The organism is Flavobacterium subsaxonicum WB 4.1-42 = DSM 21790, assembly GCF_000422725.1.
GTDB lineage: Bacteria > Bacteroidota > Bacteroidia > Flavobacteriales > Flavobacteriaceae > Flavobacterium > Flavobacterium subsaxonicum.
This window is the reverse complement of record NZ_KE383909.1, coordinates 357,707-370,676: the sequence shown is the minus strand read 5'-3', so window position 1 is coordinate 370,676 and position 12,970 is coordinate 357,707. Positions and strand designations below refer to the sequence as shown.

Genomic DNA, 12,970 nt, shown 5'->3' with positions numbered 1-12,970 from the left:
ATGTTATATGAAACAACTTGCACATCCTTCACCTTCGGCTTCAGCAAGTATATCTAGTAAATATGGTGATGTTGAAGTCTTTCTTTCACTTCTTTTAATGTAATTTTCTTTTATTTGAGCGATCCTTTCCGGTTTTATGATATCTGATAGTGGCTCATCTTGTATCCAAGCATATCCATCTTTCTCGTATTCCATTGCTTCAGCAAACTTTTCAGGATGTTGCTCATATAGCCAAATCCACTCAATTTTTTGTTGATAAAAGCAGAAAAAACAGCCAGATCTGCTTCTGGCATAAGTTCCTTTTTTACCATCAATTTCAAATTCAATCTCTTTATAATATTCTGGCACTCCTACACCTGAGTCTTCTAACAATTTAAAGATATCGTCTCGTACTAAAATTTCTTCATTATTGATTAGAGCAAAACTATCTTCTTGGGATAATGGGTAATTAGTAGTCTTTATAAAACTAAAGACAGCATGATTAAATTCCTTAATTCCAAGGTCTAATAATTGATTTAATTTTTGTTGTTGGTTGTAGTTGGGTGAAAGTTTTGTCAACAAGATTTCTTGTATTCTTTCAGATTTATTATTCTGAACTGCAGATTTAAAAATATCGGATACTACCTCTATATTTAAATTTGAAAGAAATTTGCTGATGACATCTTCACTCCAGATATTTTTTCTGAATGGAAATATTGATTGAATATTTGTTTTTTTTGAAATATATCCTTCCCTGTCTTCATCGCCACGGATACCTACGTAAGAGATTACTGGATCATCACCAACAAATTTTTCAAAAGGATCTAATTTAAGATACTTCGTACACCACCTATTTTGAGCTGATGGCAAAAATCCGCCCAACATTTTTAGTTTATGATCAAAAGCAATTTCTGGACTTTCTTTATATCCTCTTAATTGAATAATTTTTTTTCCAAGAAAAATTTCCAGATTCTTAATTAATTCGTATGTCTCCTTTAATTCTTTACCTGTATCTGCTGTATAATATTCTATATCTAGTTCAGGATAATGAATTTTCATATATATCGCTAAAGCAGCACTGTCCTTTCCTCCTGAGATGCCTAACACATGCCTTACTTTACTCATTTCTTATAATTTCGTTTAATAGATTTGTCAATGCTGCAATATTCAAAGTCGGATCATTCGATAGTTGTTTTCTAACATTGTCCTGAATGCTATCAATTTGATTTTTTTTACTTTTAGGTAAACGTACTACTTTTTTACTAGAACCGTTAGAAAAAGAATTAATTTGTAAATCGAATACATCTTCTTTATCTTCTTTAAAATCAGACTTTGATAGGACAGTTAAACTATCTAATTCTAAAATCATTTCTTTGAACTTGTCATAAATTATAATTTCCTGCTCATCTTTAATATTGTCCAAAGTTGTATTTATCAACGCTTGAACCAAAGAATTTATCCAAGCTCTCTTATCATCAATTCCGGAATCTAAACGTTGAACAAACACTTTCTGATGTCCTAATAATAAATGTCTCCTAAGTTTTTTATACCTACTCTGTAGGTTTGTTTTATAATTTTCAAAAGATAAAGACTCGCCAATAATTTCCTGAAGAATGAAGTCTTCAAAACGATTTACTAATTCATCATAACTTGTCCTAATATCACGAACTGCTTCCTGTAATTTAATACTATAATTTTGTAAATCATCTCCAGAAGATTGAATTTTTGATATGGAATAACCTAAAGCAAGAGGGAAATCTTCAAAAAAAGTTTGTTCAGGATCTTTTGAAGAAGCTATAACATTTCTTACTTCTAAACCTTCCCTAGTAAGACGCTTAGTAAACTTGGAATAGTTAGGTAAATTTTTATAAAATGTTAAAAATGGCTTTATTGTTTCTATAAAATTGCCATTAGTAAGCTTATGTTTTGAATTCTGATTTAAAAAGATTCTATAACTATTAAATATATCTAACTTAACGCCTTCAATATCGAACGTTTTTATCTCGTAATTCTCCGGATTTTTAACTAAAAGTTCTAAAACTTCATCATTTAAATATGGTATATAACCATTACTTCCAAAAAGAGCAAAGTCATCTCGTTTAATAAATAAAAATGTAGGAACCCAAAAATCTATCAGTCCTTGTTTTAGTTTAAATGGTTTTTGATTAAGTAGCACTGTAAATTCAGACAGTTTGCGTTTAGAAATCTTGGCGCTTTCCAGGAATTTTTTTGATAAAGTCCATAGTTCGTCAAATCTATTTTTACTATTTGGAATACTTTCAACAATTGAATCATCGCCATATAAATAGATGTCATTGTTTTCCAAAAGTGATAAATATATTGTCTTCTCTGGTGGATATTTTCCTGCTTGAAAACCTAATTGCGGCTTATCCCAATTATTTACAAGTGCTTTAAAATAACTCTTTTTCGCAGTATGAATTGACGAAGATATTTTGTGCTTATTTACTAGCTCATTATTAAAAATAGGAGCTTTGGAATAGATTATATTACATATGTCTGACAGAGTATTATTCAAATTCTTTTTATTGGCTATGGCAATTATTTTTCCATCAAATATCCATTCAACCTCAGATTTAACTCCATTAAAGTTATTTAATATTTTGTGGGATAATAAATTCTGCTGATGTATAACAATGTTGTTTAATTCACGAATAGCAACCTTATCATCACCATTTTCTGCAATGACTTTTTTTGTTTTTTCAATTTCAAAAAGTAATTCTCGTATAACCTTGGAATTTTTATAATAACAGAACAAGATTGCTTCAGGATTACTCGCCGAATGTTCCAATATACTTTCTATAGTTTCCTTTTCATTAAATACCAAATTTATAAATCCATCAATATCATCTTTAGGAATATCACTAATTGGGTATGAAGAAATCCTATATTCAAATAAACGAGGAGTTCCTGTCTCATATGTAATTTTTTTGGCTATTGTAGGTGGTAATGTGAAATGCTTATTCAACAATGTAACAATATCTGTAACATCATCTACTTTCTCTCCTGCTTCAATTAGGGCATTCTGAATATCTAAATCACTCCCTTCAAAAAGGACAAAACGCATACTATAATTGCGATATATTATTATTTTTTTAATTTCCAACGCCTCAATCAATTGCATCGAGTTATTTATTGACAAACACTTTTTTGAATACTCTGCTAAAAAAGTTCTGTCAAGACGTGCTCCAACTAGGGAGTTTATACTTAATAAACCAATAGTTTTAATAATTTTTATACTGTCATTTACATTATCTTCAAATGATGTCTCAACGTTTTCTATCGCAGATTTTATTGATTTCCAGCTACTAAAATCTGGATTGTAACGCGAATTTAAGAAAGAGTGATAATTAAACATCAAGTAATCATACACGTCTGCAATTGAGTAAAAACCATCCTTGGTTTGAGTATGCTGGAATAATCCGGTATGATCAGTTGATTCCAAGAAAGTAAACAACGACCGTTCATTTTGCCCATACTTTTGTAAAGATAAAGTTAAGACATAAGCGGAAATTGAATCTAGCGGAAATAATTTCTCGGCTATTTCGCTAACATAATCTTCGTTAATATTAAATGCTTTCGACTTTAATAATAAATTTATAGTTTCAACAATATCTCTTGAATATTTTTTTGTTGATGGTCTAGTTTTAAGATGCTCAGAAGCTAAAAATAATAGTTGTTCAACAGGTTCATTAAAGGTGATTTCTTTAAATCTGCCTTTAACTTTACCCCATTCCATTCTTTGTGCTTGGCTCAGACTGACCGCATAAGCATCGAAGTTTTGATGTACAGTAGTAAATAAGACAATATTGTGATCTGGATTATTTATAAATTCAGCTAACTGCTGGACAAAATAAAGCTCTTTTTCAGGTTCATTTTGAGCTGCATATTCTAAAAATTTACCAAATTCATCAATCAGGATAAATAATATTGGACTTGTTTTACCCAAACTGCGGTATTTCTGATATATTTCTAAGAATATATCCTCTGCAGTCGAAGTAGTCGGCATTTGAAATGTTTCAGCAAATACTTCTCTAAGTGATCTAAATTCTCCTATTAAATCAATAAATTCAAAAGATGGATCGGCGACAAAATTGATTCCGAAATATTTTTTTTTATTCGCAAAACTTTCCTGAAAAGCCCATAAAAAAGAACTTTTTCCAGTTCCGTAAGAACCGATTATATTAAATGATCGTAAGCCTTTTTTAAAATCGTTCACGATTTGATTTACGACCCTAATAGAGTTGGGGGTCGGAATATAATTTAATTCCTTGCCTTTGTCACGAATTATATTTATAGAGGTTGTAAATTTAATTGACATAATATTGATCTAAAATTTCAAATTTGTTAGGCTTTGTCTTAAACTGTAATTCCTTTATTCCGGCGTGATCATTAAAAGTTATACCAAAAGTTTTGAATTTATTATTTAATGTTATATTTTCCAATTTAGAAACTAAACCGGTTCTATTAATTCCGAAAATACTTCCCGGTTGATTTCGTCCATATTCGATTTCGGATAAATTTATCGATTTATCGAAAATATCCGCATCAAGAATTACAAAAAGTATCACTTCTTCTGGAATAATATTTTTTTCATCATTAATTATTGAATAAGAATTTAACGACTTAACATCTCCAAATCTGCCTTTTTCTTCATGCAATATGTTAATTTCTGTAAGAATTCCCGAGAAAGTATCTTCTCTATCCTTGGAGTGTATATCTGTCCTAAGGTACATTTTTATCAGGACTTCAAAATCTGCTGAAATAGTATTTTTATTTATTTGAGTAATGTTGTATTCCTCTGCTTTTCGAAGAACATATGCAATGAAATGATCTTTAGTGAATTCAATTTTTTCTCTTCTAAAATCGTTAAATATTAAACTATATATAGATGCAATATTATTTTTTACCAAATGATAATGAAGCAACCAAATTGTACCTTCATCTTCTAAATAACGGTCTTTACCATGATTGTCATTAAAAATATACTCTGCAAATTCGGTCAAATCATTATTTTTGTCAATAATTCCAAATGCTTTCATCCAAAAATTTATAGCTGAAACCATATTTCTACCTACGCCTAGTTTAACAACTGCGTCGTCGTTACTAAATTTCTCACCCTTTTTTATGAAGTCAAAGCCCTTTTTTAACCATAGATGACGACAATGAAAAGTATCATGTCCTGAGAAAGTAAACTTAACTTTTTGACTAATTAATTCGTCCACAGATTTTCATTTTTATTATATACAAATGTAGCAATAAAAAGGCAGGGACTAACTAATCACTTTAGAAACCATGGTCAAATATTTGGTCACTGATTGCGTTTTATAAAATTATTCTACGTAAAGCTTAATTTAATTTCAAGCTTACCTAGTCAAGTGTAAATATAAAATTACTCCAAAAACATTTCATTTTTAATTAAAAAAATAGGGATTAGCAAATTATTTGTTTTAAACTTTTTTGTAGTTATTAACCATTTAGATTATGATCTATAATTTCTCTACTACTAATTTAAATAGTCCTTTAAGAGTAAAAGTTCTTAACCATGGGAATCATAGTCTTAAACTACGTAGCTGATCTTTCAAGAATAATGGTATCGATCGATACACCCTACTCCCGAACGGTCTAGTACTGGAATTCATCGGAGAGTGCCAAAAATCGTATAATTTATTGTAAGTAAGGAGAATGGCACAGGCCCCGCCTGCTGCGGCAGGGAGTGCAGCGGCATCCTTTTCAGCGAAAAGATACAGCGCAAAGCCCGGTTAGCCGCCAAAAATCGCAAAGCCCTCTGAAAAAAATCAAAGGGCTTATCAGTAAAGGACTATTTCTTTCCTTCTTCAATAGAAACCTTACGGTATTCTTTAAAAAGTTTCTCCAGCTCTAAGGTTGCTTTACGGGCACGTGCACCAGCAGCTTTGGTGCCTTGGGCAAAAGATTCTGACTCTTTCTGGAATACTTCAATCCCTGCGCTGATCTTTTCGTTCAATTCGTTCATGTGTTTATTTTTTAAATGAGCCTGCAAAAATAGGTTTCTTTACCAATACCCAAAAGCGAAAACTGCAAATAATAACGCAGAGGGCACCTCCTACCCTATTCCTTAACCCTCCTCCTCCCCTTCCTCATTTTTCCTTTTCATCTCCTGGATAAAAAATACTGCCGGCATACCGGTTACTGAAAAGAAGGCATTGGCAAACCGCTGGGTACTGCTGTAGCCTACTTCTTCCCCTAAAGCCTTGTTAGTATAGTTGAGCATTTTCTTATCCTCCTTTAGCCTGTCAATGAGGTAATTTATCTTCAGGTCGTTGATGTATTCTGTAAAGCCCTTATCACGGTAATGGCGGATTACTTTGGAAAGGTATTTCGTATTAGAATTAAAGGCGGCTGCGAGCTTTACCAGTGTCCAGCCTACTTCCAAAAATCGTTTATCCCTTTCAAATTTGGCTAGTAATAGCACCAGTTGTTGCGCAGCCTCAGGGTTAAGGTCAGGGTATTCTGCCCGTACTTTTTCCACAGGCGGGGAAGCTATGGCTAAAGCATCTTTCTGCATCAGCGCTTCAAACTTTTTACGGAATATCTTTTGATTGGTTATGTGCCGGTAAACAAGATAAAAAATGGTCAAAAACAAGCCTAGGATTGCCGACCCGTAGATATAATCATTGTACTTCCTGCGGTCCAATAGTAGTTCGATACGCTGCTTCTGTTCCAGGAGCTCTTTCGTATCATAGTCTTTATGGACCCTGCCGGAGAGGTAAACGAACGTCGCCTCTATAATGCGGTCGGCCCTTAATAGCTTTTTCACATAATATAACTGCTGCTCCAGGTCTTTCATATCCTGGTAATAGCGGATTAGTATCTCATAATTTTCACGCAGGTCGGGGCGCAGGAAGTTAGTATCCTCAAAACTTTTATCCACTTTTACAAAGTAGGGCAGCGCACTGTGTAAGTCTCCCAGGGCCATGTAGCATTTGCCTAAGTAAAAATTCCCCACAGCCTCATTGGCAAAATCTTTTTTACGGATAATGTAGGGCAGTGCCTGATTGATATTATGTATGGCGGCAGTATAATCCCCAAGAAAATAATGGTTGATACCTTCGGAATGGATAAAATAAGGCTCCATATCGCGTACACCAAGCCGCTTACCTTCACTGAGCCCTTCAGCATTAGTTCGGGCAGAAAGCCCATAATTCCCAATTTTATTATAACACAATCCCAGGGAGTGCAGCGAATTCAGGTACCCCCTGTCGTCATGCCCTTCGAAGTAGGCTGTGCATTCTTTAAGCAGGGATATCGCTTCATGGTAGAAGCCAAGATACTGCTTAATCTGCGCCATGTTGTATTTGGTCTTATAGATAAGATATTGATCGTTCGTGTTTGCAATTAGGCCATTCGCAATAAGGTAATTATCCAGTGCTTCCTTATGCTTTTTCTGCCCGTAGTAGGCTATGCCTTTTGTCAGGTAAGCCGAACCCTGCAATGCCCTGTCATGGGTTGTCTTTGCGGTCAGGACCATACTGTCCGCATAATTAAGCTGCTGGCTCACGGGGGCATAGTACACATAATTTTTGTAACCGTTCACCAGCTCTTCTTCATTGTTCTCCCGTTTGGCTTTTTGCAGGAAGGCATCCAGGTATACCGCCTGCCGCTTACTACCGGGGTCGCTGTTATCGATACAGTCGTACAGGTAATCATAGGCCTTGTTTTGTAATGTGTCCGGCTCTTCAATTTTGTGCTGTGCTACTGCTGAACCACCTGAACACAGGGAGCCCATTAGGATGTACTTTTTAAGCATAATAAAATGTGTTTATGCATTAGTAAAGCCAGCTTTGCCATTCTAAAGTACTTTTTAAAATGATTTGGGGATGCTATGCGGGCATACTATCAAATGTAATGGAAAGTTTGTATTTCCATTAAATCTTTAACAAAAACGTGCTATGGATTTCGTGGAAATCCATAGCATTTTTCATGGAAACGCACAGGACTTGTGTTGCCCCGTATCAGGACAGGCTATAGTTTTGGCCTTGAATTCAAAAGCGAAACATTTGGCATATGCCGGATACTGGTTCTGCTTACCCGGGTGAAATGAACTGACGAAAAAAAAGTAATCAGTCACATTTAACACATTTCTGACCATGAAAAATTTCCTACCAGGAACTGCACTGCTATGCTTTGCATTCCTTTCGTGTACCACTGAAGCTATCCAGAGTGGCGCAACTGAATATACTCTAAACGCTAACCAGGCTTTTGCAAGCAGGCAAGGCCAAGGTGACGCTACCCCTGCCAATACCCAAAATCCCTACGACTTTGCGGGTGCAGCCCAGAACGAACTGCTTGACCTTTACCTCGATGGCAACTACAGCTACAGTTCTATTGAAGAGGTAAGTGAACAGGTAGCACTGCTGGCTATCCAGCACTATACATTCGGTGGGCAGGATACACCGCCCACGATATCACAGGAACAGATTGCGGCTATTCTAACAAACCCCAGCGCGGCCCTCGGTGCCGTTGCGACGAGCCCTGCCTTATCCGATACTGCAGCAGCAGCCTTTTCAGACTTTATGGTAACACTAAATGCTGCCCAGGGCGCGACTTATGAAGAACTATATTCCCTGATTATTTCATATGAGGCGACGGTAATCAATAATCCGGCCTACAGTTCCACCGACAAGGAAGTTATCCTTACCTCGACGTCCATCGCACGCTATACGATTTACTACAGGAAGAAACGAAAAGACAGGGATTGGGATACCTCCGTGGGCAATATCGTGGCTGGTGCCAGTGGTGCGGAGGAGAATACCATTAGTGCTGTAGCGATGGCAGTAGTTACCGGTATTAGTATTAATAATGGAATTACGCAATAGCATGGATCCTAATTCAGTGATGGAATCAAAAGTAGTGGGCACAGCGTGCCTGCTACTAATTGTTGTTAACCTGGTAAGCCTTTATTTCATAGTAGACCTTTACAGCTATGATGAAATAACAGGTTACTTAGGCAACGGCGCCTTAAAAAGCTGCGGCACACGCGGCTTCGTATACCTGATGTTCCCCGTTACAATGTCGAACCTGTTGTTTATCGGTATTGCCCTGATGGTAAGGTTTATAAAATAGTCTGCTGTTTATATTATGCTAAGACTCGTGTAGAAAACTAAAGGAAAGCCATGAAAGAACCTCAACAAATCCCGCACTATTCCAACTACGGCCCGGGCCTGTGTTTGTACTATATAAAATCAGGGGTACCCAATTCGGTGCTAAGGGAGGTTTTTACTACCACTGCGGTCCGTATAATCCTGATAACAGACGGTACGCTGGAAATCGAACTTACTACGGGGCAGTATACGCTGCACCAAAAGGATCTTCTTACTATCCCAGCAACTATCACAGCCAAGACGACGGGAAACAAGTATGAACTTTGCCTGCTGACGGCAAGCATAACCTTTCTTGTAGAGCACAGCCTCAACAGTATTGGGAAAGAGTCCTTTGGTTTTCTGCTCACACAAACGCCGGGAGTCATCCACCTTAACATAGAGTCTTTTAATACTCTTACTGGATTGTTAACACACCTGGAATCGATACTTTCTAATGCTTCCCTTTTTCAAAGGGAAAAGGTAATGCTCTGCTTTAACCTTTTGCTGTTTGAGCTTACGGAGCTTTACAATACCGATTCGGCCGGAGTAATGAAAAGGGGCAGCCAAAGGGAAAAATTAGTTTTGGGATTCCTAGCAGTGGTCGCGCAGCATTGCCGCGTGCAGCATGGTGTAAAATTTTACGCTGACCGCCTTTACGTCACCCCGGATTACCTCAATAAGGTTGTAAAGGATATTACCGGCAGCACGGTAAAGCATTTTATAGAGGAAGCGATAATAGCTGAAGCGAAAAACCTTTTGCGTGCAACTGAAGATACCGTCAGGGAGATTTCCGAAACTCTCAACTTCAGCCACCCGGGATCATTCAGTACATTCTTTAAAAAACGGACAGGCACTTCACCCTCTGCATATCGGCGAACCAGGCCTGGTGATACAACCCGGGAGGGCGGCACTTATGGAGCCTTCTTTGTAGTTTGGGATAAAAAATCCGGTCAATAACTTTTATAGCGCCTTATGTAGAACCGCAAAACAGATAATTGTATGGCACAAAACTATACCCTGGAATGGCTTGACTCCCAAATTTCCATTGTACTCAGCCCACATAAGATGTATTTTCAGGATATCTCAAAAGATGAGCTGCAGGCTATGTCCGAAAAGGCCACTATAGAAACTATCGCCATTCAATCGGAACTCAGGAACCAGGTTTTCTCATTGCACAAGGAAAACCAGATCAAGCTTCTGGTACGCAAATACCATTCTGCACTGATCATCTTGCTGGACACCATTACCGAGCATCAAAAGCATCCGGCCTTTATCCAGGCTGACCTACTTAACATTGCGGCAACACTGATCTCCTGCCTTGATGAATTGCTGACCTTTATTGAAAAGAGGTTTTCTAATTTCCTGAGCCTTGAAGAGCGTGTCCCTTCAACGTACCTGGCTGTTTCCTGCAATGAACTTAAGATTAAGCTGGACCGGTTAAAAAAGCGATTAGTCGCCAATGTCGCAGATACACGTTTTACAGATTTGGTATTGGGCAACCTGTATGGTTTTATTAATTCAAAAAAAAATGGGCGCGTCACCTTCAGGGAAATGCTTTACCGCAAGGAACTCGTAAAAGAACTGGAACTTGTGGGGGAGAAAAAAAACCAAACGAGTGTCTATGCAGCACTACATGAGTTGTTGGTCTATATGAATTTCAACGGCAGGAGTTATATGAATTATTTTACGCAATGTATCGCCGATAAGATCAACCTGCTGCAGAATAAAGTTGAACGCATCGACAGCCTGAATTTCCATTATAAGGAATTCCAGCAGATGCACAGCAACCAAAATATGGTACTGTACCCGCACCACGACAACCTGAAAGATGTCCTCAATAACTGGTTCAGCCAGGAGATCGCCTATCTTGAAAAGACATTGCACCTCGCAGTAAGTCCACTGAGTGAACATCGCGCGCCGGCGGCAGTACCCATTAAAGATGAAAAAATAATATGTGACCTCTCAGCAGACCAGCTGGCCCTTATATTACGTGCAGCGGATGAATCCAGGGTTGTAGTTGCTAAGTCAATGACCGAAGTTTTTAAGAGCATCGTACCCCACCTATCCACTACCCGGAAAGAAACGCTGTCCTATACGGCAGTGCGCAGTAAAGCCTACAATGCTGAAGACCGGGATAAAGAACTTGCGGTAGTGGCACTGCAGCGCATGATCGAAAAGATAAAAGGGTATTGACTATAACGTAAATAAACAAATAAGAAAGGGATGCACCGTTACCGGTGCATCCCTTTTTTTCATCCTCCTGCAAAAAATAAATACTTCTTAACGCCCTAAAGTAGCGGGGGAACAAGGGGAACAGCACGGGGGCACAAAAAATTTGTGCTTGTAGCATTTTTGATTGATGACTTCATTTGTCCCATAAAACTTCCCGGCCAACTCCGGGTACAGCGAAAATGTTCAACGATAAAAGAAAAGATTATGCTGACAAACATTTCATGGGGCACTTACGTTACAGCCGTCGCCCTGTTACTCACAAGCTGGTACGCCTTTGTAGGATTTCGCTTTTACCTTACCGAAGTAAAAGGCCTGTTATCCGGAAAACACAAATTCAGGGTCACAGGCCCAAGATCCCTTAGCATGGATGAACCGCCTCTACCAGAGGCTGAGGCACCTCCCATTGCACATGAGATCGACACCTCCGCCTTTGCTGTCGAGGACCCTACGTTCAATGATGTGGATGCGGTCGTTGAAAAACTCAAATCTACTATTGCCGACGCGGCCAAACGCAGTGTCGTAAAAGAGGAACTGCTTACATACCTGCACTTGGTATTAGAAGAATTTCCCTCGGTAAAAAATTCCCCTTTCCGCGAGTCGGTCAGTGAATTTATCGCCTCAGAATGCAATAAAAATGACACTCTTACCGTGACCGCTGAAGAAGCGGATGAATTGTGGGATTAAAACTAAAATAGCACAGGAAAGCCCTTGCCTGTCCCCAATGCGGCAGGACGTGATGTGACAGAAGGAAGCGGGCTACAAGGCAACGGCAAACCTGCGCTTTATTACATATCAACTTAATATAAAGCACCATGAAAAAATATAATTCCTATTATAAATATCCCAACCAAAAAGCAGCAATCTATATACTGCTATTGTCAATCGTATTCCCCTACACTTTATTAGCCCAGGACGGCCTTGCCGGGATCAATGAAGCTAACGACCAGGTGCGCAGCTACTTTGCAGCAGGCACCGACCTGATGTACGCAATAGGTGCCCTTGTTGGCCTTATCGGCGCGGTTAAAGTCTACCAAAAATGGAACTCCGGTGACCAGGATACCTCCAAAGTTGCCGCAGCGTGGTTCGGCAGCTGCATCTTCCTTGTTGTTGTAGCGACGATCATCCAGTCCTTCTTTGGTGTCTAAAAAGCTATGGAAAGCTTACTTAAGGAAAAACTATGGGCGCACATTGCCCATCATAATCCGGACCTCATGCTCAACCTGCAGGCGGACCATTCGGTAACAAAATACCTTGATGAAAAAATGAAAGGTATTATGCCAATGATAGCGCAATTAGTTGCTGAGGCAAAACCGCAATATATCATTCAGGAACTGTGTTTGAAAGCCCTTACATCAGACCTGATACCCTCAAAATTCCATTATATCCGTTCGATAATTGAAGAAGATTTCAGTGACGATTTTGAGCGGCTGAAGAAAACAGGGATCCTGACGTTTGAGGTGGCCAACCTCATCACGATCTGTAATGCTACGGTTTTTAAAAGTTTAGGCTTTACGACGGACAATCTGGAGGACCGGCATCTTCGCTACGCGGTCATTGCAGAAATATATTACTATCTCCTGGGGTAATGCAATTGATGAAAGGGAACTATGAAAACAGGG

At 38.2% G+C, this 12,970-nt stretch carries 12 protein-coding genes; 7 read left to right on the top strand and 5 right to left on the bottom strand.

From position 1 onward, the window contains the following. Nucleotides 1-3: 3 nt before the first annotated feature. From G509_RS0112070 to G509_RS0112050, 5 genes are all read right to left on the bottom strand, one after another. Nucleotides 4-1,104, bottom strand: coding sequence for a phosphoadenosine phosphosulfate reductase domain-containing protein (locus G509_RS0112070; protein WP_026991765.1), 1,101 nt, complete (start codon nucleotides 1,102-1,104; stop codon nucleotides 4-6). Continuing rightward, a complete protein-coding gene (locus tag G509_RS0112065; RefSeq protein WP_242604859.1) occupies nucleotides 1,097-4,216 on the bottom strand; it encodes a hypothetical protein in 3,120 nt (1,039 codons plus the stop codon). Before G509_RS0112065 ends, G509_RS0112070 begins: the two co-directional genes overlap by 8 nt. A gap of 91 nt (nucleotides 4,217-4,307) precedes the next feature. Continuing rightward, complete coding sequence (locus G509_RS0112060) at nucleotides 4,308-5,222, bottom strand: DUF4007 family protein (RefSeq protein WP_026991763.1); 915 nt, start codon at nucleotides 5,220-5,222, stop codon at nucleotides 4,308-4,310. Nucleotides 5,223-5,818: 596 nt separating this feature from the next. Further along, entirely contained in the window at nucleotides 5,819-5,992 is a 174-nt protein-coding gene (locus tag G509_RS0112055) for a histone H1 (RefSeq protein WP_026991762.1), read from the bottom strand. Nucleotides 5,993-6,094: 102 nt separating this feature from the next. Continuing rightward, nucleotides 6,095-7,786 (bottom strand): AraC family transcriptional regulator, encoded by a 1,692-nt coding sequence (locus tag G509_RS0112050; RefSeq protein ID WP_035738916.1) that lies wholly within the window; start codon nucleotides 7,784-7,786, stop codon nucleotides 6,095-6,097. Between the two features lie 340 nt (nucleotides 7,787-8,126). On the opposite strand from G509_RS0112050, the gene G509_RS0112045 reads away from it, so the two are divergent. The 7 genes from G509_RS0112045 to G509_RS0112015 all read left to right on the top strand — a co-directional run bounded on the left by G509_RS0112045 (nucleotide 8,127) and on the right by G509_RS0112015 (nucleotide 12,937). Beyond that, complete coding sequence (locus G509_RS0112045) at nucleotides 8,127-8,855, top strand: hypothetical protein (protein WP_026991760.1); 729 nt, start codon at nucleotides 8,127-8,129, stop codon at nucleotides 8,853-8,855. 1 nt (nucleotide 8,856) lies between these two features. Next, a complete protein-coding gene (locus tag G509_RS0112040) occupies nucleotides 8,857-9,102 on the top strand; it encodes a hypothetical protein (RefSeq protein ID WP_035754816.1) in 246 nt (81 codons plus the stop codon). 50 nt (nucleotides 9,103-9,152) lie between these two features. Beyond that, entirely contained in the window at nucleotides 9,153-10,076 is a 924-nt protein-coding gene (locus G509_RS0112035) for a helix-turn-helix domain-containing protein (protein ID WP_081663296.1), read from the top strand. A gap of 42 nt (nucleotides 10,077-10,118) precedes the next feature. Then, nucleotides 10,119-11,312: a hypothetical protein gene (locus G509_RS22020; protein WP_051200185.1), complete on the top strand. Its 1,194-nt coding sequence runs from the start codon at nucleotides 10,119-10,121 to the stop codon at nucleotides 11,310-11,312. Nucleotides 11,313-11,555: 243 nt separating this feature from the next. Then, a complete protein-coding gene (locus tag G509_RS0112025; RefSeq protein WP_026991757.1) occupies nucleotides 11,556-12,035 on the top strand; it encodes a hypothetical protein in 480 nt (159 codons plus the stop codon). Nucleotides 12,036-12,163: 128 nt separating this feature from the next. Further along, nucleotides 12,164-12,496 carry a DUF4134 domain-containing protein gene (locus tag G509_RS0112020; protein ID WP_026991756.1) on the top strand — a complete coding sequence of 111 codons (333 nt, stop codon included), beginning with the start codon at nucleotides 12,164-12,166 and terminating at the stop codon, nucleotides 12,494-12,496. 6 nt (nucleotides 12,497-12,502) lie between these two features. Next, entirely contained in the window at nucleotides 12,503-12,937 is a 435-nt protein-coding gene (locus G509_RS0112015) for a hypothetical protein (RefSeq protein ID WP_026991755.1), read from the top strand. Nucleotides 12,938-12,970: the final 33 nt, after the last annotated feature.

Excerpts from the sequence above, each read along its gene's own strand:
- G509_RS0112040 (WP_035754816.1), top strand. The coding sequence starts at position 8,857 with ATGGATCCTAATTCAGTGATGGAATCAAAAGTAGTGGGCACAGCGTGC.
- G509_RS22020 (WP_051200185.1), top strand. The coding sequence starts at position 10,119 with ATGGCACAAAACTATACCCTGGAATGGCTTGACTCCCAAATTTCCATT.
- G509_RS0112050 (WP_035738916.1), bottom strand. The coding sequence starts at position 7,786 with ATGCTTAAAAAGTACATCCTAATGGGCTCCCTGTGTTCAGGTGGTTCA.
- G509_RS0112035 (WP_081663296.1), top strand. The coding sequence starts at position 9,153 with ATGAAAGAACCTCAACAAATCCCGCACTATTCCAACTACGGCCCGGGC.
- G509_RS0112045 (WP_026991760.1), top strand. The coding sequence starts at position 8,127 with ATGAAAAATTTCCTACCAGGAACTGCACTGCTATGCTTTGCATTCCTT.
- G509_RS0112070 (WP_026991765.1), bottom strand. The coding sequence starts at position 1,104 with ATGAGTAAAGTAAGGCATGTGTTAGGCATCTCAGGAGGAAAGGACAGT.
- G509_RS0112055 (WP_026991762.1), bottom strand. The coding sequence starts at position 5,992 with ATGAACGAATTGAACGAAAAGATCAGCGCAGGGATTGAAGTATTCCAG.
- G509_RS0112015 (WP_026991755.1), top strand. The coding sequence starts at position 12,503 with ATGGAAAGCTTACTTAAGGAAAAACTATGGGCGCACATTGCCCATCAT.
- G509_RS0112025 (WP_026991757.1), top strand. The coding sequence starts at position 11,556 with ATGCTGACAAACATTTCATGGGGCACTTACGTTACAGCCGTCGCCCTG.
- G509_RS0112020 (WP_026991756.1), top strand. The coding sequence starts at position 12,164 with ATGAAAAAATATAATTCCTATTATAAATATCCCAACCAAAAAGCAGCA.